This is a genomic window from Neobacillus sp. SuZ13 (assembly GCF_030123365.1).
Classification (GTDB): Bacteria; Bacillota; Bacilli; order Bacillales; family Cytobacillaceae; genus Neobacillus.
In genome coordinates, this window is record NZ_CP126107.1 from 2863147 (window position 1) to 2886589 (window position 23443).

General features: G+C 35.4%; 24 protein-coding genes, 1 pseudogene and 2 riboswitches. Of the genes and pseudogenes, 19 read left to right on the plus strand and 6 right to left on the minus strand.

The genetic code is table 11. From position 1 onward, the window contains the following. Positions 1 to 935 precede the first annotated feature (935 nt). From bluB to QNH17_RS13940, 3 genes are all read left to right on the plus strand, one after another. Positions 936 to 1577: a 5,6-dimethylbenzimidazole synthase gene (gene bluB, locus QNH17_RS13930; RefSeq protein WP_097974747.1), complete on the plus strand. Its 642-nt coding sequence runs from the start codon at positions 936 to 938 to the stop codon at positions 1575 to 1577. Positions 1578 to 1871: 294 nt separating this feature from the next. Next, complete coding sequence (locus QNH17_RS29885) at positions 1872 to 2168, plus strand: hypothetical protein (protein WP_349632575.1); 297 nt, start codon at positions 1872 to 1874, stop codon at positions 2166 to 2168. A gap of 353 nt (positions 2169 to 2521) precedes the next feature. Then, positions 2522 to 3880, plus strand: a complete 1359-nt coding sequence (locus QNH17_RS13940; RefSeq protein ID WP_283879231.1) for an SMI1/KNR4 family protein — start codon at positions 2522 to 2524, stop codon at positions 3878 to 3880. Between the two features lie 363 nt (positions 3881 to 4243). Here the strand turns inward: QNH17_RS13940 and QNH17_RS13945 are convergent, their stop codons facing one another. Further along, complete coding sequence (locus QNH17_RS13945) at positions 4244 to 5062, minus strand: mechanosensitive ion channel family protein (protein WP_283879232.1); 819 nt, start codon at positions 5060 to 5062, stop codon at positions 4244 to 4246. A 236-nt stretch (positions 5063 to 5298) separates the two neighbouring features. On the opposite strand from QNH17_RS13945, the gene QNH17_RS13950 reads away from it, so the two are divergent. The 3 genes from QNH17_RS13950 to QNH17_RS13960 all read left to right on the plus strand — a co-directional run bounded on the left by QNH17_RS13950 (position 5299) and on the right by QNH17_RS13960 (position 6385). Continuing rightward, the gene (locus tag QNH17_RS13950) at positions 5299 to 5622 is read left to right on the plus strand and encodes a hypothetical protein (protein WP_283879233.1); all 324 of its coding nucleotides are present in this window, start codon (positions 5299 to 5301) and stop codon (positions 5620 to 5622) included. After that, positions 5588 to 5794, plus strand: coding sequence for a hypothetical protein (locus QNH17_RS13955; RefSeq protein WP_283879234.1), 207 nt, complete (start codon positions 5588 to 5590; stop codon positions 5792 to 5794). The genes QNH17_RS13950 and QNH17_RS13955 overlap by 35 nt, the downstream gene beginning before the upstream one ends. Positions 5795 to 5908: 114 nt before the next feature. Beyond that, positions 5909 to 6385 carry a 2-phosphoglycerate kinase gene (locus tag QNH17_RS13960; RefSeq protein ID WP_283879235.1) on the plus strand — a complete coding sequence of 159 codons (477 nt, stop codon included), beginning with the start codon at positions 5909 to 5911 and terminating at the stop codon, positions 6383 to 6385. Positions 6386 to 6748: 363 nt separating this feature from the next. Here the strand turns inward: QNH17_RS13960 and QNH17_RS13965 are convergent, their stop codons facing one another. The 3 genes from QNH17_RS13965 to QNH17_RS13975 all read right to left on the minus strand — a co-directional run bounded on the left by QNH17_RS13965 (position 6749) and on the right by QNH17_RS13975 (position 8707). Continuing rightward, on the minus strand, positions 6749 to 6949 hold the full coding sequence (locus tag QNH17_RS13965; protein ID WP_101646071.1) for a cold-shock protein: 201 nt from the start codon (positions 6947 to 6949) through the stop codon (positions 6749 to 6751). A 469-nt stretch (positions 6950 to 7418) separates the two neighbouring features. After that, positions 7419 to 7916: a phosphatase PAP2 family protein gene (locus QNH17_RS13970; RefSeq protein WP_283879236.1), complete on the minus strand. Its 498-nt coding sequence runs from the start codon at positions 7914 to 7916 to the stop codon at positions 7419 to 7421. Positions 7917 to 7918: 2 nt separating this feature from the next. Further along, positions 7919 to 8707: an alpha/beta fold hydrolase gene (locus tag QNH17_RS13975; protein WP_283879237.1), complete on the minus strand. Its 789-nt coding sequence runs from the start codon at positions 8705 to 8707 to the stop codon at positions 7919 to 7921. A gap of 429 nt (positions 8708 to 9136) precedes the next feature. On the opposite strand from QNH17_RS13975, the gene QNH17_RS13980 reads away from it, so the two are divergent. Further along, positions 9137 to 9562: a MaoC family dehydratase gene (locus QNH17_RS13980; protein ID WP_283879238.1), complete on the plus strand. Its 426-nt coding sequence runs from the start codon at positions 9137 to 9139 to the stop codon at positions 9560 to 9562. Positions 9563 to 9776: 214 nt separating this feature from the next. After that, complete coding sequence (locus QNH17_RS13985; RefSeq protein ID WP_283879239.1) at positions 9777 to 10244, plus strand: hypothetical protein; 468 nt, start codon at positions 9777 to 9779, stop codon at positions 10242 to 10244. A 190-nt stretch (positions 10245 to 10434) separates the two neighbouring features. On the opposite strand, the pseudogene QNH17_RS13990 reads toward QNH17_RS13985, so the two are convergent. Next, positions 10435 to 11124 (minus strand): annotated as a pseudogene (locus QNH17_RS13990) (aldo/keto reductase); the annotation flags it as partial. Positions 11125 to 11190: 66 nt separating this feature from the next. Here QNH17_RS13990 and QNH17_RS13995 point away from each other — a divergent pair. From QNH17_RS13995 to QNH17_RS14035, 9 genes are all read left to right on the plus strand, one after another. Continuing rightward, a complete protein-coding gene (locus QNH17_RS13995) occupies positions 11191 to 12144 on the plus strand; it encodes an NAD(P)/FAD-dependent oxidoreductase (RefSeq protein ID WP_283879240.1) in 954 nt (317 codons plus the stop codon). Between the two features lie 264 nt (positions 12145 to 12408). Then, positions 12409 to 12756: a YolD-like family protein gene (locus tag QNH17_RS14000; protein WP_283879241.1), complete on the plus strand. Its 348-nt coding sequence runs from the start codon at positions 12409 to 12411 to the stop codon at positions 12754 to 12756. Between the two features lie 146 nt (positions 12757 to 12902). Further along, positions 12903 to 14198 (plus strand): IS110 family RNA-guided transposase, encoded by a 1296-nt coding sequence (locus QNH17_RS14005; protein ID WP_283879242.1) that lies wholly within the window; start codon positions 12903 to 12905, stop codon positions 14196 to 14198. A 514-nt stretch (positions 14199 to 14712) separates the two neighbouring features. After that, positions 14713 to 15471 (plus strand): hypothetical protein, encoded by a 759-nt coding sequence (locus QNH17_RS14010; protein ID WP_283879243.1) that lies wholly within the window; start codon positions 14713 to 14715, stop codon positions 15469 to 15471. A 376-nt stretch (positions 15472 to 15847) separates the two neighbouring features. Continuing rightward, positions 15848 to 16387 (plus strand): signal peptidase I, encoded by a 540-nt coding sequence (lepB, locus tag QNH17_RS14015; RefSeq protein ID WP_283879244.1) that lies wholly within the window; start codon positions 15848 to 15850, stop codon positions 16385 to 16387. A 219-nt stretch (positions 16388 to 16606) separates the two neighbouring features. Beyond that, positions 16607 to 16819 carry a hypothetical protein gene (locus tag QNH17_RS14020; protein ID WP_283879245.1) on the plus strand — a complete coding sequence of 71 codons (213 nt, stop codon included), beginning with the start codon at positions 16607 to 16609 and terminating at the stop codon, positions 16817 to 16819. 234 nt (positions 16820 to 17053) lie between these two features. Then, complete coding sequence (locus tag QNH17_RS14025) at positions 17054 to 17227, plus strand: hypothetical protein (protein ID WP_283873172.1); 174 nt, start codon at positions 17054 to 17056, stop codon at positions 17225 to 17227. A gap of 408 nt (positions 17228 to 17635) precedes the next feature. Next, complete coding sequence (locus QNH17_RS14030; protein WP_481858600.1) at positions 17636 to 18895, plus strand: Nramp family divalent metal transporter; 1260 nt, start codon at positions 17636 to 17638, stop codon at positions 18893 to 18895. Between the two features lie 233 nt (positions 18896 to 19128). Beyond that, positions 19129 to 19647, plus strand: coding sequence for a YfiT family bacillithiol transferase (locus tag QNH17_RS14035; RefSeq protein ID WP_283879246.1), 519 nt, complete (start codon positions 19129 to 19131; stop codon positions 19645 to 19647). Here the strand turns inward: QNH17_RS14035 and QNH17_RS14040 are convergent. Next, positions 19616 to 19822 carry a hypothetical protein gene (locus tag QNH17_RS14040; RefSeq protein ID WP_283879247.1) on the minus strand — a complete coding sequence of 69 codons (207 nt, stop codon included), beginning with the start codon at positions 19820 to 19822 and terminating at the stop codon, positions 19616 to 19618. The genes QNH17_RS14035 and QNH17_RS14040 overlap by 32 nt on opposite strands. Positions 19823 to 20025: 203 nt before the next feature. Beyond that, positions 20026 to 20215: riboswitch (cobalamin riboswitch) on the plus strand. A 155-nt stretch (positions 20216 to 20370) separates the two neighbouring features. Here QNH17_RS14040 and QNH17_RS14045 point away from each other — a divergent pair. Next, a complete protein-coding gene (locus tag QNH17_RS14045) occupies positions 20371 to 21171 on the plus strand; it encodes a HoxN/HupN/NixA family nickel/cobalt transporter (protein ID WP_283879248.1) in 801 nt (266 codons plus the stop codon). A gap of 330 nt (positions 21172 to 21501) precedes the next feature. Further along, positions 21502 to 21679, plus strand: a riboswitch (cobalamin riboswitch). A 140-nt stretch (positions 21680 to 21819) separates the two neighbouring features. Continuing rightward, positions 21820 to 23442 carry a precorrin-3B C(17)-methyltransferase gene (cobJ, locus tag QNH17_RS14050; protein ID WP_283879249.1) on the plus strand — a complete coding sequence of 541 codons (1623 nt, stop codon included), beginning with the start codon at positions 21820 to 21822 and terminating at the stop codon, positions 23440 to 23442. The last annotated feature ends 1 nt before the right edge of the window (position 23443 follow it).

Consider the following 23443-nt stretch of genomic DNA (forward strand, 5'->3'; position numbering starts at 1 on the left):
AGAGATCAGGAGGAATTAGAAAACTTATCAAAGTAGATTGTGAAGATTTTTACTTAAACTAAAGATGCAGTTTAGTTGAAGAAGGGTAGGATTTTAATAAGAACTAACTAATAAAAAAGCCTCAGACAACCTCTGAGGCAAATTACATCATATTAGGGATAAATACGTTTGTAAAGAAATAATAACCAAGTGCACCCACTAACACACCAATAAGAACTAAAACAATCGGAAAAACATTCTTTTTCATAATCCCTCTCCTTTTTACTAAATTTTAACATATCGTCTTTTTCAAAGGTAATAGAAACTATCTTTATCGTTTAATTATCGGAAAACAAGACATGATGATATGTTCGCTGTGGCAGTCCTTTTCTATTGTTAAACTCCCATGAAAATAAAAAATAAAAAAGGGCATGAAAAAATAGACCCAGAAAAACCAGTTTTTAAAAAAAGGCTGAGCCTCTTGAAGAAAGAGTATAAGGTTAGCTGGTAAAACGAAATAGTAATACCTTTCTATTTAAAATAAAATCAGGAAAGCTGGCGCAACAACCAGAAAAAGGATTAATCTCCCATAAGTGCTACCCCTAAATGGGCGCGACAGTCGGTGGTACACCGTGGTCGTTGGAGTCAGACTAACGGATGGGCTCAAAGGCACCATAGTTCAAAGACCTTCTTCGCCAGCATTAAAACAGTATAGACTCCAAGATTAATTTTCATTCTCTGTGGTGAAGCGCTGATTTTTGCGCTTCATGGATGGCTAACGGGTAGCTTGAGTTACATATGGGATTCTGTCAATGATCGCTGCGGCGGTCATTTTTCTTGTTGAACAAACGTGGCAGGATAGTGTAAGAAGGAAATCCAATAATAAATGTAGAATAGTTCCATGCAGGAGGAAGAACGAGTAATGTTCTTCATTATTTGATAGGGAGAGAAATTTAATGTTTTCTAATGAAGAAAGAGATGCAATTTATAAAGCTATTTATTATAGGAGAGATATTCGAAGTTTTTTGTCAACTCCTATCCCAGAAAACAAGATACATAAAATATTAAATGCAGCTCATCATGCACCTTCAGTAGGTTTTATGCAACCTTGGAACTTTATTATCATTTCCTCTGACGAAATTAAAGAAAAATTAGCCTGGGCGGCAGAAAAAGAAAGACGAGCATTAGCTATTCATTATGAAGGGGAAAAAGAAATGAAATTCCTTGATTTAAAAGTTGAGGGTTTAAAAGAAGCTCCTGTAACTATTTGTATAACATGTGACCCAACAAGGGGAGGTTCACATGTATTAGGGCGAAATTCAATTCCTGAAACAGATATTTTATCAACAGCCTGTGCTATTCAAAATATGTGGTTAGCATCTTGTGCTGAAGGACTTGCGATGGGGTGGGTAAGTTTTTATAAAAAGAATGATATTCGAGATATTTTAGAAATACCACCACATATTGACCCTATTGCTCTTATATCTATCGGTTACACTAATCACTATCCAGAAAAACCTATTTTAGAATTAGCTAATTGGGAAAAAAGGCGTTCGTTAGAACATCTCATTTTTGAAAATAAATGGGGTAGAAACTAAACGGCTTATTCAACAAACGGGTGCTTTAACAAAGCCGGGTTCCTCCGGATACCGTCTTGTTAATTATTTTAGGAATTTTTACTAATTAATAAAATCACTTCTATTGCTATAATATTAATGGGTCGGGGGTTTTCATGCTCTCGGCTTTTTTCATTTTCAAAACAATTCCAAGTGTAGAATCTGTCATAGTATGTTAGGTTTTTGTATATGTATGTGACGGCATAAAAAAGTATAGTTTGGAAACTTTATACTTTATGTATGATTTGATCATTCAAATTGAGGTGAACTAACCTAATGACTTCAAAAAAGCATAAAGTCTTTAATTTTACTATTATACTGATACCATGGCTATCGTTGTTATTTATAGGGAAACGTAGTATAAAACGTTATTCTGGTGCAGGTGTTTTTATAGCTATTTTTGAAATTATAAATCATTTGTATGGACGTAAGAGGAAGTGGTGGGAATTTTACGAAAAGCCAAAATCATTTAAAAGGGATGAACTTCCTTTTGATATTGGTCCTTATTTGCCTATGTCTGTGTGGTTTCTTAAATTATCATATGGAAACTTTAAAAAATTTGTATTTATTTAATGCGATAGCAAATGGACTCTTTGCTTTTCTCTTCGTTCCTTCCTTAAAAAAAATTAAAATTGTTCGTCTAAATAGGTTAAACTATTTTCAATTCTTTATATATATTCATTACAAAGCGTATATATTGTATGCGGTACAGTATTTATTTGAAAAGGTGAAAGAGTATAACGGTGTACTTGAAAAAATAAAGATAAGGTTACTCAACTAACGGGTGCAAGAGTTAAAGAAGGGGATCGCTGCGGCGATCCTTTTTCTTGTTGTACTAACGGATGCAGTTTAGTACAAGAAGGTATTTACCAAAACCATATTGAATTATAATTTAAATAATGTTATCGAAGCGGGGGTTAAAAAGTATGGAGGATTTTAAAATCCTAATATCAAGATGGGAGCAAATACTACAAAAATTAGAGAACAATAACGGCAATGTCCACCCAATCGAAATTGGAAAGAAAGCAACGATACAGGAGATAGAAGCTAAAGAAAAAGAGTTAGGTTATCATTTACCTCCTTCGTATAAATACATATTACATAACTTGGGAAAATCACTTTCGTTTTATTACTCATTTTCTGAAGATACAATGATTCCTAGTGAATTTTCGGAAATATTCTCTGGAGAGATAAATTGGAATATTGACTTCCTTCAGAATTTAAATATGTTAGCTAACGAACTAATGGAAGATGGGGAAGATTATGGAAGGTCACTGAGGGGAAAATTAGAGTTTTCTCAAGCTGGAAATGGAGATATTTATGCGTTTGATATGTCTGTTGAGAGTGATGAGAAACCAGTAATTTATTGGGATCATGAAGAAGACACAGTTACTTATGTTGCGGATTCGTTTATCGATTATCTATTTAGGATTACTGAACTAGGGTGTATTGGTAGTGAAAAATGGCAGCTTGAATATTTTCTAAGTGATACGGGGTTGAATACTACAAGTCCAGCATCAGTTAAGTGGAAGCATTGGTTTGAGTCATTTTCAGAGACAACCTTAGATGATGTGAAAAATAACATGGAACAGCTAATAGCTTATGTTGTTTATCGAAAGAAATTAGATGAAGAAACAATCGACTTCCTCCAGAAATTTAATAGAAATGAGTTATTTGGCTTCCTTATAGAAGAATTACATAAAAAAGAGGCATTTAATGACCAGAAGATAATATGTGAGATTATCGGAAGAGTTTTAGGAATTTACGCAGAAACCTGGGTTAGAAGCTTATGGGAAACTAAACAAAATAATATGGATACTCGATTACGTTCCTATCTAACTTCTATGTGTATAAGTAAGGATAAGGGACTATCTTTAGTAATTAATTTTCTTGAACAAGAATCTAATAAAAAGATTACTGGGTATGAAGCACTTTCCCATCTTGGTGATTTTCATTCGAGGGATGTTATTTCGTGGATGGAGAATCATGTTAAATTTCCTGTGACAGAAGGCTGGGACGACCTCTTCGTAAGGTCAAACTTTTCATGGGATGACTTAGAAAGGTGGACTTCTTTAGAAGAGAAGCATGAAGTAACTGTAATTCACGCATTAGAAATGTATGTCCATGAGAAGGTCGCAAAAAATAAATTTACTCATGTTATATCAGATCTTCCAACAAAGTCGGAATTTATTGATTTTCTTGTTCAATTCCGTGCTAAGCAAGTGATAAAAAAGAGGATAATACCCATAGAGAATGTCATACAAAACATAAAAATATTTTATTAAGTTTGTGAAACAATGTACTTACGCTAACGGGTGCAAGAGTTGAAGATCCAGCTGCCATTTTTGGTGGCTTTTTTGTTCTTGGACTATCGGGGCAGGTTAGTGGAATAAGAAAAAATAAAAAAGCAAACTGGAGTTGATATGCCTATACTCCATAAGCTTTCCGTATAAATCGATCCAACCAATTTGTATATCGAGTTTAACTCGATTGTGTAAAGGGAATCTAATTTACCCCTGATTATAACTTTAGCTCAGAATCCTAAGTTTGACATCTGGCGTACAACGGGAGGGGGTCCGAACCACCTGTCTTTAATAAAATCCACAGAAAAAAAAGCAAGAGATAAGTACTCTTGCTTTTTATGATATTTAATGGCTTGTGTCGAGGCTCTCCGCCATCTTCAAGTCGTTTTTGTAGGCAGCCATTGCCAGTTCATACCTTACCTTTTTGCTCGCTTCCAAGAAATCTGCTTCTTTCACAAGACCTGATAATGAATACCTGTGACCCCTGAAATCCACGTTCAGTTCGGTGATTTGGTTGAATTTGAAACTCTCCACAGGAAAGCCGTGTTCATCCTTCAACAGGTATTCCCCGTATTTCTCGTTACATGTTTGTGCCACTTCTTCCATCACTTTAAAGGCATAGTCCGGATTTTGCTTATAGTTCAGGACAAGACTTTCGTTCACCCGGCGCATTCCCCGGTTTCCGTTCTGAAGTTCCACGATGCTGCTATAGGAGACAGTATAGAGGTATCCGTCAAACTGGCGAATCTTCAGGTAGCGTATGCTGATTTCCTCGATTTTCCCCTGACGGTTTCCATTGATGATGACATAATCCCCATGATGAATCTGACGCTCAAACAAGTAGGTCAGCCCCATAATGTAATCGCGAATGATATGCTGGAAGATTAATGCCAAGGCACCTGCCACCACTACCGAACCAGTGACAAACTTTTCCAGGTCGAAGAAAATGCTAAGTACATAAATAAAGAAGAACACAAGTCCCAATACCTTTGTCACTTGGTTGGCGAAATGCATCAAAGTCTCTTCCCGTTTTTCATCCAAGAAGTACGTTTTGTCAAAGAAAAGCTTGATGGATTTGCGGATCAAATAAACCGTAAGTATAATCAGCAGTGCCACCGTTAAAATTTTTACGGGCAACTGCTGGAACAGTCCCAAAAAAAACATCCTATCAACTCCCACTTTCTTTACACTATACCAAAGGTTGCGATAAGGGGAAAAAACTTCCTTTCCCAACAAACTTTAACGATAGCATGGATCCATTAAAAAAAGAAGCACTGTCCAGGCTTCTTGAGGAACGATTATATTTACTAACGGGGCAGTATAGTTTAATAGGAAGTAGATTCTCTAATCGAATAATTTGATATAATTTTCTTAAAATAGTTAAATTCGGAGGAGTAACTTTGGAAAATCAACGAATTACTAATAAAAAAGTATTGAAATACCTTCTAATTGTTGTAGCAGCTGTATTAGTTTATGTAATTTTTTATTCTCCTACTTTAAAAATGCCAATAAGTTGGGCGGGCGCTTGGGTAGCAATAGAAGCGGAACCAAGTTATATCCCTTTTGAATATAGTAAGAGTTATATGACTACTACTTCTTGTGGTAAGAGGTGCGATAAACTAAAATTACATTACTTATCAAAAAAAGCCGAGCTCGTTATAACTGCTACAGATTATGTAAGTTGGTATGATGACCCCAAATGGGATAAAAAAAAACAAAATTAAAGGAACAAAATATTTTTATCAAGAAAAAAACGGAAAGCAATACTTAGATTGGGAAGAAGAAAAAGAAGAGTTAGAATTAACAGTTGAATATCAAGGTGAAAACAAATTAACTAAATCAGAAATTGTTAAAATTGCAAACTCTATAAAAGCTGAGGGTAAGTTATTAAACTAACGGGTGCAAGTGTTCAACAAGGGGCTGCGGTGGCGGCTCTTTTTCATGTTCCGCTAACGTGGCAAGTGTAATAATCAACGTTTAGATTACAAATAAAACAGAACGGAGTAATATATGGTAATTTTAATAAGTGCTGTAGGTAGTACAGGTAAAACCTTGATGGCTCAAAAGTTACTAGAAAAATACCATATTTCTTATCTCTCTATAGACCATATAAAAATGGGCTTGTACAGAGGGGATAAGAATTGTGGATTCACACCACTAGATAGTACCGAAGTCATTGGAGATAAACTCTGGCCAATATTAAAAGGGATTATTATGACAAATATCGAGAATGAACAACATATCATTATTGAAGGATGCTATATATTGCCTCACTATATAAAGGATTTTGGCATAAATTATTCAGAAAAAATTATTCCAGTATTCTTAGGTTTTTCAACAAATTATATTCAAGAAAACTTCGAAACAAGAATAGTGAAAAATAGGAATGCTGTTGAACTCCGTAATTGGCCGGAAGAAAGAACGATAAAAGAACTAATCAAGGAACATAAAGAATTTAAAACACCAATGTTTACAAGCAGGTGTTAGGTATTTTGAAATCGAAAACGACTATGATAAAGAAATATTGAATGTTTATGACTATATAGAGGCTAAAAAGCGGAGAATCGATCTTATATAAATTGGGAATCTCAATTATGGGTTATTGAACTAACGGGGGCTATAATGAAAAAAGAAACAAATAAAAAAGGAGTGAACTTTAATTAGCCCACACTACAAATTTAATAAAAATAAATTAGGTTATTACCAAAATGTATGTTACAATTGGTCTACCATTTGATTTACTTTTTGTTTTCATGTGCCCTACTCATTTTGTGAGTGGGGTTTTTGTTTTGTTTATTTAAATAAACAAAACAGACTCTAAAATAGAGTCCGTTTTAATTTGATGGCTTATTAAGCTTTACGAACGTTAGAAGCTTGTGGTCCACGTTGACCTTGTTCAACGTCAAAAGTAACAGCTTGACCTTCATCTAAAGATTTGAAACCTTCGCCTTGGATAGCTGAGAAGTGAACGAATACATCGTCTCCACCTTCGCGCTCGATGAATCCGAAACCTTTTTCTGCATTAAACCATTTTACTTTACCGTTTTCCATTGTGTTTCCTCCTGCTGTGTGCTTTGCACACAATATGTTACTATCCTTGCACTCAGTGATCATCAAGACGAAAAGTTAATCTTATACAATCCTTTACACCGAACAAAAATAATTCTTATATATAGTAACATTTTAATAAAATATTTGCAAGGTTTCCAAAAAATTGTATCTCTAATCTAATAATAAAGTGTGAGCCTAATTAGCCCACTCCTAACACTTTTTACATTCGTATCATTATTTAAAGATGGAGTTATAATCTTCCTTTAAAGTTTGATGTAGTTAAGAATGTGAAGCAATGTTCTTTAACTAACGGAGCAGGATAGCCTTCGAAGGATGCCCTCGTATAGTAGGAACATCCCTTTTATTAAAAATACTTTAATATTATTACTATGAAGATTAATAGGGGTAATTCCATACGGATGGTGACCATATGGATAATAATGATACCCATATAGATAATGATGTCGCTCTATTTTCTTTTTGAAATTTTTAATAATTTATGAATGATCGTACTTGTAAAAGAACCTAAAACTGCACTTCCTGCAATATCAGAGGGATAATGGTGCCCTACCCAAATCCGTGACAATCCCGTTAAAACCGAGAACCCCAACATAATGGATCCAACGGTGCGTTGATAAAAGAGGACTATTGTTGAAACGGCAAAAGTTAGTAAAGTATGTTTACTTGGAAAGGAAGAATCGAATTTAGAGGGGGTAAGTATACGTACTCTCCTGTCTATAAAAGGACGTGGCTTAAAATAAAATAACTTAGTTATAAAATGCATGAATAATGTAATCACGATAGACACTACTGCTTCAATAAATCCATTCCTTTTTCTAAAAAGCAGAATCACTAAAATAAAAAAGAAAACAAATTTGATCTTGTTGGAAATAAGTATCATTGATTTATCGATAACCAAATAACGTCCGGAAAGTAAATTTATAACACGAAATAGTTTGACATCCAAGCTTATTCACCCCGTTTGCTAGAATGTTTCTCAATAAATTGATAAATAACTTTATTCAATTCACCTGCTGTTTTTGTTGGGAGCTGATGTTTAATGCCTTCAACAAAGGTTATTTCGTTTTGAGGAAGTTTACTATGTAATTGCTGTGCATAACGAAAAAATGGTTTATCCTTTTCGCCATATATGAGGGAAATAGGCATATTGATTTTTTTAAGTTGATTCGAACTGTTATAGTCCAAACTGTAATCATAGTATTGCAAGATGTTCCTTGCATCTCCTTTTTTAGCTTCTAGTAAAATTTTCTCGAATAACTCTTCTGTATCTGAATTGCTTTTTGATATTGACCAAGCCAAAGCAGGCAATGCCCCAATCTTTAAAAGGTTTTTAGCAAGAAGTATTCTGTTTTTTAGACGCCAGTCACTAACCTCAGACATTCCACTAATAATGATTCCACCTAAAATACGCCCCGTTGATGTTGATAACAAAAATTCCAATAGGATAGATGCGCCTGCTGAATAGCCACATAAAAAGGCTTGTTTAATTTCCAGATGGTTCATTAGTTTTTTTATATCCTCTACGATGAGTGGATAAGTAACGGGTTTGATTGAAAAAGGACTCCTTCCATGTCCACGTATATCAAAGGTAATGACCTGAAAATACCTGGATAGTTCTTCTGCCTGATATATGAAGTTTGTGGAAGTTAGAACAGGTGGATGAATAAAAATGATAGGAATCCCGTTTCCTTTAACAGAGTAGTAAAGGTTACTTTCATCAACTTCGAGGATTGGCATTATATCACCTCAATTTATAAAACCATGCTGTCATTTATTATTTGGCATTTTTGTTGAATCATACAAAAATAGCTGGGTCTTCCAAACTTTTTTACAACTCAAATTCCCACTCATCCCTTAGAATGTTAAATGTTCCTTGTTTAGAAAGCTCGCTCCTTTCCGAAATAGGTAATTTAGAAAGATTCTGAAACAGTCTACTTAAAGTAACGGGTAGCAAGAGTTAAACAAGAGGTTGCTGCAGCAACGTCTTTTTTTAAACTAAGGGAGGTAAATAAGGTATTTACAATTGCAGAGATGAATTATATATCCCCAAAAAAGTATTCTTTTCTATTAATTTTAGAGGATTTTGAGTATTTTTTTAACTTGATGTGCATTTGATGCTACCTTAATATAAACAAGTGCAAAAGTTTCTAAATAAGAGGTGTAATTATGAAGTTTGATGAGTTTACAGTTGGACAAGTGTTTGAAACTAAGTCCTTCAAAATGACAAAAGCGGATATTATGAGATTTGCAGGAGAATTTGATCCTCAATATATGCATTTAGATGAGGAAAAAGCAAAGCAGGGGAGATTTGATGGAATCATCGCTTCCGGACTACATACATTAAGCATTTCAGTAAGGCTTTGGATTGAACAAGGGATATATGGTGATGATATCATCGCTGGAACAGGGATGAATAATATGAAATTTATAAAACCGGTGTATCCTGGTGATGAATTGTATACCATCGCCGAGGTTATCGATAAGAAAGAGACGAAGAATTCATCGGGAATCATTACTGTATTGTTATCTACTTACAACGATAAAGAAGATAAAGTATTAGAAGTAGACCTGTCGGGATTGATTAAGCGATGATGTGTTGTAATTGAAAATAGGTGAAATAATCTACACAAGTCAATTACGGCTTATGGGTTGAGTATTTTCATAATTGCATTTTGGAAAGGGTCTTATTCGACTAACGGGTGCGATTGTTCAAAAAGAGCAATCGCTTTTCCTGTTCAGCTAACGGGAAGGTTAGCTTAATAATTGTGATTAATTATAAATTATTCAGGTTTAATAAGGAGGTCCTATGATAAATAAGAATATCGTTTGTCGAACTCCAGGTGTATATTCTGAAGGCATAACAAGGGGAAAATCATACCAAGTAATTGATATAAATGCTGACGAAGATATGGTTCGATTAAAATGCGACAATGGAAGATTAAAATGGTTTCCATTATCTCACTTTAATGTTAATAGTGAGGGCGTTATAGATTTAATAAGTTGGAAGTTTGATGATGAAGTATCAAATGATCCTAACGAAATAAATTGGATAGAAATAAGTATGAAAATGAGTGACGGAAGTGAAAGATGGTGTATTCTCTACACTCCAGAACGATTAAGAAACTTATTACAGCAACCAAATATATATCCAACAGGACTCCATATAAAGCATATGATAGTTGTTAAAAGTTACAATATAGAGGATAAACAGAGTGTTTTGGATTATCTAAATCAGGAGGACGAGTTGATTGGTGCAACATTACCATTAACTTAAGTTGATGATCGCTGCGGCAGTCATTTTTTCTTGTTGAACAAACGGGGCAGGTTAGTTTAAGTACATTCCTTCACAAAGTCATAAGAAACGTAATCTTACTAGTTAGGGAATTGGGCACTTATTTTAGTAAAGAACAAAACAAGCTGCCCAATAATAAGTAGGAATCCTTTCATTTTGTTATATATAATCATTAATAATAAAATTTAATGCTACGGAGCCCTTTCACCATCTCAGGATCTCTATGTGAGAAGAACAAACTCTCTTTCGTATCTAACGCAGCAATCGTATCCATATCTTCTTGACTTAATTCAAAGTCAAAGATATTTAAAGTTTTCGATGATTCTTTCCTTATGAACAGACTTTGGAATAACAACGATTCCTCTTTGTGTCAACCAACGTAAAATCACCTGGGCAACGGATTTATTATTCTTTTTGACTACCGATACTAAAACTTCATTCCCGAAGATGTTATTTAGGCAGGAGTTACTTATTATGAATAATCAAATCGTTCAGACGGTCCATCTGGAAGTTACTAACCTCAATCACTCTGATCTTCCTTCTTGGACAATTCCTTCATAGCACGCCAAGAGCCATATACATCACCAAATGGTTGATGAATTAAATATAAATCCAAATAGTCCAATTGCAGTCTTTCTAGCTATTTTGCAATTGCTTTTTGTGTGCTCTCTTAACCAGCATCCTGAATCCAGAGTTTTGTAGTAATAAACAATTCTTCTCTTGCTACGCCACTACGCTTAATTGCTTTGCCAACGGCTTCCTCGTTTTGATAAGCGGCAGCTGTATCAATTAATCGATAACCTGCCATAATAGCATCATAAACGCTTCGTTCACATTCATCAGCGTCTGTAATTTGATAAACTCAGAAGCCCAGTGTCTGGTCGTCTTAATTACAGACTTTTGAATAGTTAAATAAAAGGGTGAAGATATGTCTCATAAAAATTCTTATCAATGCATTATTGTCGGAGGTGGAATTGCTGGGTTGCAGGCTGCAATTCAGCTCGGGCGATACAATCATCAAGTACTTGTGATTGATAAAGGAGAAGGACGTTCCACATTATGTAAATGTTATCATAACGTATTAGGTTGGCCCGATGGTGTTGATGGACAAACGCTTCGTCACTTAGGAAGACAACATGCAGAGAAATATGGAGTAACTTTTAAGGAAGATGAGATTGTAAAAGTAGAAAAACAAGGGGAAAAGTTCAAATTACAAGGAACTTCACTAAATTGCTATGAAAGTAAATGCCTTTTATTAGCTACGGGTATAAAAGATCACATCCCATTAGAAATACCTAACTTAAAGGAATGTCTAGGAATATCAATATATATTTGCGCTGATTGTGACGGCTATGAAGTGACAAATAAAAAGGTGATTGTAGCTGGATCAGGTGATCCTGGGGCAAACATGGCTCTAACCCTTACGTACTGGACGAAGGAACTTATTTATATAAATTCAGACGGTAAGAAAATAAGTGAGGGTGTTCAAATGAATTTAGCTGAAAATGGAATTCCAATGATAGTGGACAAAGTTATTGGAGTAGAGACAAATGGTGAAGGACGGTTTACTGCCTTTTTGACAGGAAATGGAAATAAAATAAAAGGGGAACGAGGGTTTCTTGCCTTTGGTGGAAATAAAGTAAATACAGATTTGTTAAAACAATTAGGCATTGAACGACTAGAAAATCTACATATCCCAACAAATCCGAGGACGAAGGAAACAAATGTACCAAACGTTTGGGTTGCAGGTGATATCGGTGTTCACTCGGAGCTATTAACAATTGCAATGGGAGAAGGAGCACAAGCAGCGGTTTGGATCCATAAACGTATATTAGAACAAAGAAGGGACTCGATTGACAAATTTTTTTCCAATTCTTTTTAGAACACTCATGAAAATAGGGGAATTTGAAGAAAAAGTTAAGGAGTTTTTTCATGAAAGAAAAGGCATTATTTTTATCATCATCCTTATAGGCTTGGGAATGATGACATACTACGGCGTTAAATAAATCAAAAAAATCAAGATAGCTTTACCTATTAGACCATTATCGGATTCCAAGCTTTACTACCTTTAAGACCACGTAAAATTGGTCTTTTTATTTTTCCTTACATACAGAACATTTGTTTGCATATAATAAGAACAAAGGAGGTGTTCGTATTGACGATAAGAGACCGCGGAAAAGTTAAATGGCAGTTCGCCTTTGGAATGCCGGAGCTAATTAAGGCGCAACGTGATTTATGGCGTGATTCAGAACGTATTGAAAAACCGTTACTAGACGTTTATGAACTCGAGGAATTCGATCAGCGGATAGCTTACGCAATGGCGTATAAGCTAACGGTGAAGCTTAGCGTATGGTCTGACGGATTCACCACGGAGATTACTGGCGCCGTTAACCGCGTTGATCCGATTACGCATGAACTCCGAATAGAAGTAAAGCCTGGCGAATATGAACGGGTGGCATTCGAAGATGTGTGCGCAGCTACTGTCGTAGATTAGGTTTTTCTAATTAAACTAACGGGGCAGCATTCCTGTAATGAAAGAAAATGGGGTTTGAACAAAAAAATAACCTCTTGGTAGAATAAGAGAGTCCTGACGCTGGCCAGCAAAAAGGACAAATCTCTCAAAAACCAGGAGGCTTTAAAATGAATTATAACCAGAATAAGAAGATAGCTCAAATAACTTCTCAAACTCTTATTATAGGAGTTGATATTGCGAAGTTCAAGCATGTGGCACGTGCCCAGGACTATAGGGGATTAGAGTTTGGTTCACCTTGTTATTTTGAAAATGCACATGAAGGATTTGAGCATTTTCTTAAGTGGATTTCCGCCATCAAAAAAGAACAAAGTATGGATAAAGTTATAGTTGGCATGGAGCCAACAGGCCATTATTGGTTCAACCTGGCACATATTTTAAAAGAAAACGGGATTAAGTTTGTCGCAGTAAACCCCTTGCACGTCAAGAAAAGCAAGGAGTTGGATGATAACTCACCTACCAAGAATGATGTGAAAGATGCCAAAGTCATAGCTCAGTTGGTCAAGGACGGAAGATACGCCGAACCTACGATACCGCAAGGTGTTTATGCGGAACTCCGTGTGGCAAAGAAAATACGCGATCTTTTAACTGAAGACCTTCAAACAGTCCAAGGACAAGTACACAACTGGATTGACCGGTACTTTCCTGAATTTCTAAAAGTGTTTAAGAAGTGGGAAGGCAAGGCAGCGTTACAATTCTTAAAGCTTTATGCCTTTCCCCACGAGATAGCTGAATTCACTGAAGAAAAACTGCTCGTCCATTTAAGACTCTCGGTAACTCGGAGTGTAGGACTAAACAAGATCCGGGAGTTAAAACAGGCAGCAAGTAAGTCCATCGGACTTCTACAAGGTGCTGAAATGGCCAGGCTGGAGTTGAAAACCATTCTGGCTAAGTATGAATTAATCCAGTTACAATTCGAAGAATTAGATGCAAAAATAGAAGGCCTACTTGATGAAATACCAGGTGTTCAACAAATGTTAGCGATAAAAGGTGTGGGCAGGGATACAATTGCCGGCTTCTTCGCGGAAGTGGGGGATTTAGGTGAATACAATCATCCCCGGCAAATTATCAAGCTGGCCGGCTTAAGCTTAAAAGAAAATACATCGGGTAAGCACAAAGGAAAAACGACCATCACAAAAAGAGGCCGGAAGAAACTGAGGGCCCTGTTATTCAGGGTTTGTATGATTCTCGTCGCCAAGAATTCCGCATTTAAGGCATTGCATGCGTACTATACTCAACGTCGGGATAATCCATTAAAGAAGATGCAGTCCTTGATCGCTTTGTGTAATAAACTGATTCGTATCTTCTTTAGCATTGGTAAAAAGCAATTTGAATTTAGTGAAGAAAAGATGTTAAAAGACATCCCTCATATGGCAGTAACAGAGAAGACGGAAATGGCAGCCTAACTTTGGTTTAGTTTAGAAAAGTAGTAGTTCTGTTTATAGATTTGGAGACATTTGAAGCACGGATTAGTCGGCAAAGCAATTAAATTACGGGCTTGGACCCTGTGGGGCAGCATGGCTGACATCCACCTCATGGAAAGGTTGGACGAAGGAATTTGAGAGCGAAGACTCTGTGAGGCATGGGAGGGTTGACCTCCATGAGTAAATGTGGACATCCACCAGTGCGGTTATATTTTTACTCATCCACCATTTTCTGTAAGAAACTGGTTAGTGGGTTATAGCTCTTTTTTCTTTCTCTGTCCAAAAATATCCTTTCAAGTGAAGATCCTCCAGCTATAAAGGCATTTACCGATAGGTAAACAACTATGAAATTCTAAGAAAACATGAGTAAATCGGTGTTTTCACTTCTTTTATTGAGGCAGGATAGTTGAATAAGTGGTATAAATGTAATGTAAATATTTACCTCTGGTGTATAATGAAATTATATGTTTATGAAACTACTAAAAGGGGTTACAAAATGAAAAAAGGAAAGGTTCTCACTAGTATCCTTATACCCGCTTTATCACTTATGTTATTAAGTGGTTGCGGAAATCAAAAAACTGTGCAATCCATTGAGGAATCTATTAAAGGGGATAATACATACAAAGCAAAGGATACCTATGAAGAGGCTATGAAAGATTTATCTTTAATAGAGAAAGAGGAATTGAAGCAAGCCATATCAAAAGAGTTGATTACTTATCTTGATACGAATTACAAAAACGTCCAAAAGGACAAAGACAAAGAAGCCGCTTTTTATGATACTTTGAATAATATTGAAGAAATTGGCATTACAGATAATACATTAAAAGACAAATTGGCTTCGTACAAAGAGAAATTAGAAGATGATTCACCGGAAGAGGTGTATGTTCAAACTATTCAACAATATTTGGTTGATTATAATACTATTTTAGAGAAGATGAAAGAGCTATATGACAATGAAGACCAGTATGCAAGTGTGGAAGGGTGGCTATTGGCGGCAAAATCTCAAAAGTTAGTTGCGGCTGCTACTTATCTTAAACTAGTTGACGTAGAAAAGGCTCAAACGGTACCATCTTCCTATTCGGACGTTCATCAATTAATAAAAGACAGCTACAATGACATGGCACAGGCGATAGAAAAACTTATTCAAGCAAAGAAAATGAATGACCAAACCTTGTTGCAAGAAGGCAGTCAACTCGTCAATACCAGTAAATCAGTTATGCAAGAAGCAATTAATCAATTAAATCTTTCGAACTAACTGAATACTACAGATAGTTCAAATTAATAATTTTTCGATTCAATTTGAATTTACCTCACTTCTACTGAACTCTAAAATCAATATGCTAATATAAATTGTATTATACTAGTGTCACTTGAAAAGGTACAATTTTCAAAAAAAACATACTTGTCAGGAAAAGGTTAACATACTTTAATTAAAGATTGTGATGGAATGTTCTTAAACCTATAGGGTGCAAGAGTTAAAGATTGGGACTGTTGCGGCAATCCCTTTTTCTTGTTGTACTAACGGAGCAGTTTAGTTGAATAAGGAAGGAAGAATATGACAATAAAAAGGTGTTTTAATCGTAAATGGAGAATGTTTTATTAGGAGAAAAATTAAGGAGTTGGGTTAACTAATGAAATTAAATTCAAATGGGGAATTGAAAAGTTGGGGCAAATCGTTGTTCATTGCATTTGGAGTGGCATTTGTTGTAAGAACATTCCTATTTGCACCATACGTAGTGGATGGTGCTTCAATGGAACCTACGCTACATAATCAGGAAAAAATCTTTGTAAACAAATTAAATTTGACAGATAGTTTTAGTAGAGGAGAAATTGTCATTATTAAAGGGGACGAAGCAAACTATGTAAAAAGAATCATCGGACTTCCAGGAGATACGGTTTTAATGAAAAATGATAATTTATTTATTAATGGTATTTTATTCAAAGAACCCTATCTTTCACAAAATCGTGAACTTGCTAAACAAATGGGTAGTCAATTAACTGGCGACTTTGGACGAATTACAGTACCTAAAAACAAATTTTTTGTTATGGGTGATAATAGATTAAAAAGTAAGGATAGTCGTAATTGCTTAGGGTACTTCACAAAAGAAGAAATAGTAGGGCAAAGTGAGTTTGTTTTTTTCCCATTCTCACAAATTAGAGACACAGAGTAATTTTTGTTTAGCTAACGGGTACAAGATTTTATGTATTTATTTAAACATAAATTGGGTTGTTTCCCATTTAACCTTGTGATTATTTATTTCAAATAACGGGTGCAGGAGTAAACAAGGGAGCTGCTGCGGCAGTTCTTTTTCCTGTTCCACTGAAGGCCAAATTAATAGGAAGGGATTCTTGTAATTCAGGAGGAATTAATAAATAGATAAAATAATTTTATGGAAGAAGAGATAATGATGTATTTGTTTTTATCCATTGTTTTAAGTGCAATTTTAGGCTTCTTATTACTTATGATAGGTCCACCGCAAGTTGCTGGAGTTATTGCTTTTGGTATTATTGTTGGGCTTCTTTTTAGAGGATTGTATTTACTAAATAGTTTACATAAATCATTTAATAATAACTCTTCCAAGTATGCTTCAAAAGACGAATAAATCCTCTTTCTTTAACTAAAATAAACTACAAGAGATTGTGAAGAAATGTACTTAAGCTAACGGGTGCAAGAGTTCAAGATTCAGCTGCCATACATAGGCGGCTTTTTCTTATTGTGTTAACGTGGCAGGTTGAAGAAGGAGAACTTCTTCTACAACTTAAAAAGCTAAAACTGGTATATTTCATTGACATAATCCACACTATATACTTCGAATGATAAATAGGAGGTAATAATAATGGCAAAACATGACCAACATCCAGATAATGTAGTTGAAAACAAGATGCAAGTGTTTAACAATCTAAACCATGCAGCAACACGTTATGTACAGACTGCCATTGAAAATGCATCAGAAACTGGTCAGGATGCAACACAAAATTTAGTGAACAGCATCATAAGGAGAAAAAAGTAAAAAATAATTCTAAAATAAATATAGTTGAACTTTACTCTACGCAAAATTGTGAAGAAATGTACTTAAGCTAACGGGAAGCAAGAGTTATAGAAATGATCGCTGCGGCGGTCATTTTTCTTGTTTGACTAACAGGGCAGGTTTGTTGAAGAAGAATCTCAAATAGCATAGCCTGTTAAAAAGAAAGCAAACTAATATAGTGGTGCCGATAACGAAAAAAATTTGGAAAAAATACTACTCCGATATCTTTAAATACTGTATTTATTATTGTTGGTATCTAATCAATTAGAAAGCCCAATAACTTCATTATGTCGGGTTTGCAACCTGAGACCCCTAAAAAGCATTAGCGAAAAAAAGTATACCGAAAATAAACTATAAGTTCGGATAAAAAAAGGAGGTTGGACCCAAAAATTGTCTAACTCTTTGAATAGAACTTCTAATTCTCCTATAAAAGGAGATTCTAATGGAATTAAAAGATTGCTGCCTTTTTTAGGTCCTGCGTTTATTGCTGCTGTGGCATATATCGATCCAGGTAATTATGCAACAAACATTTCGGCTGGGTCTAAGTATGGATACACATTATTATGGGTCATTTTAGTTTCTAATTTAATGGCTGTTTTGATTCAAACGATGTCTGCCAAGTTAGGGATTGCAACAGGTAAAAACCTCCCTGAAGTTTGCCGAGAAAAATTTTCAAAGAAAACTTCCATACTTTTATGGATACAAGCTGAACTTGTCGTTATGGCAACAGATCTGGCAGAATTTATTGGTGCATCGCTTGGAATCTATTTGCTCTTTGATATCCCACTTGTTTTCGCTACTATTATTGCAGCCATTGGTTCATTCGCCATTTTGGAGATTCAAAGGCGAGGAATGCGTCCGTTAGAAGCTGTTATTACAGCTATGATTTTTATTGTTGTAATTGTTTTTGGGGTTCAAGTTTTCTATGCAGCACCAGATGCAACGGCAATTCTCTCTGGTCTTTTCACGCTCAAATTTCAGGATGTTGATAGCGTTTTATTAGGGGCTGGGATGCTGGGAGCAACAGTGATGCCACATGCCATTTATCTGCATTCTGCCTTAACACAAAATAGAATTGTCGGAGAAACTGAAGAAGAACGGAAAAAGATTTTTAAATATGAGTTTGTAGATGTCATTATTGCGATGATTATTGCAGGTGGGATAAACGCGAGTATGTTAATCGTCTCAGCGGCATTATTTAATAAAAACGGACTTAATGTAAGTGATTTAGAAGTTGCTTTTAATGAATTTGGAAAAATACTTGGACACTTTGTGGCAATATGTTTTGGAATTGGATTGTTATCCGCAGGATTATCAAGTTCTTCAGTTGGTACTATGTCAGGTGACATCATTATGCAAGGCTTTATTAAACGACGCATACCTATTTATTTGAGACGATTTATAACAATGATACCGCCTTTAGGAATAATTCTAATGGGAATTAATCCTTCAAAAGCTCTTGTTATAAGTCAAGTCGTTCTCTCTTTTGGAATTGCTTTTGCTTTAATACCTTTAATAATGTTTACAAGTAACAAAAAACTAATGGGGAAACTTGTAAACCATTTAGTAACTTCAATCTGTGCGTGGATAATTGCTGTACTTATTATAAGTCTTAATTTATTTTTGTTATATCATACTTTTATTAACTAAAGAACGTTTTTACCTCCTATTTATTCTAAGTTTCTTTTTAAGCTTACGGGTTAAGAGTTGACGATTCAGCTGCCAAAAATTCTTGGTGGCTTTTTCTTATTCAGCTAACGAGCAGGATAGTTGAATAACATTTAAGGTGTAAAGGAATTAGAGAAATTAATGTAGAATTACTTTTATTAAACAATTCATTTAGTTAGCCACAAAAACCAAGGAATTTTTAGGGGGAAATGTAGATGGATATGAAATACCCAATTGGCACTTTTCAATTTGATGATGAAATTACTAGCAGGGTTACAAGTGTTTGGATAAATGAGATTGAAGATTTACCAAGATTATTACGAGATGTTGTAAAAGACTTAAATAATGAACAGCTTGATACAGCTTATCGTTCTGGAGGGTGGACTGTTCAACAAGTAATACATCACCTTGCAGATAGTCATATGAATGCCTACGTGCGTTTTAAATTGGCTCTTACGGAAGAAAATCCTGTAATTAAGCCATATGACGAAACGAAATGGGCGGAACTATCTGATTATAAATTGCCAATTGATACTTCACTTTTACTTCTTGAAACATTACACAAACGTTGGACCAACCTTTTACGTAGTCTAACTCCTGCTGATATGAAAAAGACATTTATTCATCCAGATTCAGGTGAAGTTTCAGTAGGTAAAAATATAGGAATATATGCTTGGCATGGTAGACATCATCTTGCACATATTACATCCTTGTGTAATCGTAAGGGTTGGTAAAGACTTTGTGAACGATTTTACTTAAAGTAAGAGTGGATATGGTATCTAATTTAACGTCCTTTAAATACCGAATAAGTAAAGTAGCTTGAAGTTTAAGTGCTTTTAATGTTTGTGGTGAGAACCCTTTAATTCGTTTATCCGATTCATATTTTTCCCATGCCTTAGATAATAACAAAATACATCTCTCCCAAAATTTCTCTTAAAGGGATTATTGACAGGGTTTTCGAAATCGAAACGGAGAGCCTCATCAACTATCTGGGCAGGTATGTTGAACAAGAAAAATTTTCCATTTTTGGTTAATGCAACTTCATATAAATACATTAAAAAAAATTTAGATGGTAGATGTTAAAGATTACAAGTATAATAAAGTTAGAACATTAAATTATAAGCAAACTAGGTGCCCGTGTGAAAACATGGGGTAACAGGGAATCGGGTGAAAATCCCGAGTGGTCCCGCCACTGTAATTGAGGAGCTTTCTATCATTGTGTCACTCAACTATGTAGTTGGGGAAGGCGATAGAGTGTGATGATTCAAAAGCCAGGAGACCTACCTAGGTTGTAACACCAAAACAGCCTTCGCGGAAAGGAGAGGTGTACGAAGATGAAACGACAATTGTATTCTGCCAGTTTGTCGTCTATTTGGACGTACCCATAAATCCTCAATCTGTCAAAGGTTGAGGATTTTTTATGTTGTATTTTGTTTATAAAGGGGAGGAATTTTTAAATGGAAACTGTATCACTGTTTTTACTTGTTTTTGTATTGGGACTTCGACATGGGTTAGATGCGGATCATCTTGCCTTTATTGATGGACAAACCCGTTATAACTGGAGAATGGGAAGTCCATTTGCACGTTGGGTTGGTACGTTATTTTCATTTGGTCATGGAGGAATGGTAGCGCTGACGGCTGGGATTTTGGGAATGGTGATAAAGAATTTTTCATTCCCAGCTTATTTTGATAATTTTGCATCATGGGTATCCATTATTTCTTTATTCCTCATTGGCACTTTAAATACTTACAATCTGTTACGCACTAAAAATAATAAGGAAGAATTTCAACTTAGTGGATTAAAGGGAAAGTTTATTCCGAAAGTTGCGAAGGGAACTACAAATCCCTTTCTTATCATTTTAGTAGGGGCTTTGTTTGCCTTAGCTGCCGAGACTGTAAGTCAAACAGCTGTCTGGTCCATGGCAGCAAGTAACTCAGGTAAATACACACCTTTATTTTTAGGATTAGTTTTTATGTTTGGCATGATGATTACAGATACAATTGATTCTATGATTGTTTATAAAATGGTGAATCAGTCCAGCAAAATCGGTCAAGCTGCGTCAAGACTAATGGGTTGGATGATTGTCTTTTTATCATACGGAGTTTCATTCTATCTGGCATTTACTTTCTTTAACCCTTGGGCAGAACTAGATTTCGAAATCGTGGGAATCATTCTTTTCATTTTCTTAGTCACTTCATTTATTTTTATAAGTTTTCGCTCTAAGAGACAAATACATGAAATAAATACTACGAATTAATTAAAAACGCTCTGACAATTTTATTCTGTCAGAGCTCTTTTTTTTACCTATCAATTCTATTGTCTACACATTATGTAGATCATCTTATGAGTGGGTAGATGAGGTTATCATCTTAAACAATGGCATTTGTTAGTTCAAGGAACAGTCAAGTGAGGTTTTTAATAAAAGAGAAATTCTTGAAAAAAGCCATTTACAAGAACCTTGGATTATGAAAGTGCTTGAAAAATTTCAAAGAACGAATTTATCCAATAAAAAGTATCCGAGGTCAAAAGCTTTCAAAAAAAATAGTATGTTAACTTTCGAGATTATATGGTATAGTTATAAAAAAATTAATAAATACTTTAAATAAGTGCTCACTATTGTGAGGTAAAAGGGAAACTAGTGAAAGTCTAGTACAGCCCCCGCTACTGTAAGAGCTGATGAAATTACAATGCCACTGAGAAATTGGGAAGGTGTAAGAGTAAAAAGAAGCTTAAGTCAGGAAACCTGCTTATTTAAACGACACTTGCTTTTCGGAGGGAGAAGTATAGGCGGGACAATGATACCTATTGTTTTTTGTGTTTCAGTATGCTTTTTTTATACTGCCAATTCACATGCCTGTATTCCTTTTAAAAGGAGTGCAGGCATTTTTTATTTGGAGGTAAGTTTATGAAAAAGGGAAAAATTTTTGTTGTTGGCTTCGGTCCCGGTGATCGTGAGCATATTACAAATCGAGCTGTAGTTGCCTTGCAGCAAAGTGATTGTATTATTGGCTATAAAACATATGTGGAGCTAATTGAACCTTTCGTGACAGCAAAATCCATTGTCAGTACGGGGATGACAGAAGAAGTGTCACGTGCACAGGATGCAGTTAAGAAAGCTGAAGCAGGCCTTATTGTCTCAGTCATTTCCAGCGGAGATTCAGGCGTTTATGGTATGGCTGGATTAGTGTATGAAGTACTGATTGAAAAAGGGTGGACTGAAAAAGAAGGAATTGCGGTAGAAATTGTTCCAGGTATTTCAGCCATTAATTCTTGTGCGAGTTTATTGGGTGCACCAGTCATGCATGATTCCTGCACGATCAGTTTAAGTGATCATTTGACGCCTTGGACTGTAATAGAAAAGCGCATTGAAGCAGCTGCGATGGCAGATTTCGTAATAGCTTTATATAATCCGAAAAGCGGTCGACGGACACGCCAAATCGTAGAGGCACAAAATATTCTATTAAAATATCGTTCGCCTGAAACACCGGTGGGACTTGTGAAAAGTGCCTATCGTGAAAATCAAAATGTAGTGCTGACAACACTGGCTGAAATGCTTGAACATGATATAGGAATGCTGACAACGGTTATTATCGGGAATTCTTCAACTTTCTTTTATGACAATAAAATCATTACCCCTCGAGGTTATCAGCGTAAATATACGTTAGGTGAAGAAAAGCAAAGCCTAAAACCGCATCAGCGTTTGAAAAAAGAAGCCGAACCATGGGCATTAAATCAAGAAACAGGGGAATCGAAAGCTGGCTATGAGCAAATTGAAAGAAAAAAACAGGATGTAAGCTCATTAGATTTGGCCTTAAAGGCTTTATCTATGGTATCAAAATCGGAAATAGAACATCCGCATTTGGTTCACCAGCCGATCGAAAATATATTTGAATTTGCTGTTTCACCTGGTGTTGCTAATAAATTTATTAAGCCAGAGCAAATGCGCGTATTGGCAGAAACCATTGGCGAGACAGGCACCATGGAATATACACCGGATCATCGTTTTTTACTAAAGATTCCAACAGATCAACCGGAATCGATTGTTGAAAAACTTGAAAAAAATGATTTAATTGTCATGCCAGTAGGCGATGTATTAAATGTAAAAGCTTGTGATTTTTGCTACGGTGAAAAAGCAGAATCGATCCCATATGCTGAAGAAATAGCAGCAAAATTAGGAGGCTTAAAGCTTCCAAAAGAATTACATATTGGTTTCAACGGCTGTGGTATGGCCTGTTATCGGGCAGTATTCGATGATATCGGAATCGTTTACCGCAAGAAAAAATTTGATTTATTCATTGGCGCAAAGCCGGTTGGCCGTACAGCCCATGCAGCACAGCCAGTAGCAGAAGGAATTGAACCAGATCAGCTACTGCCGTTATTAACGAAAATTATAGAAGAGTACAAACAAAATGCTCATCCAAATGAACGCCTTTTTAAATATTTTAAAAGAGTGAAAAAAATTCAGTATTTTAACTATCAGGATATGAGCTCCAAAATTGAAGTCGAGCCGGCACCATGTGGAGATTAGG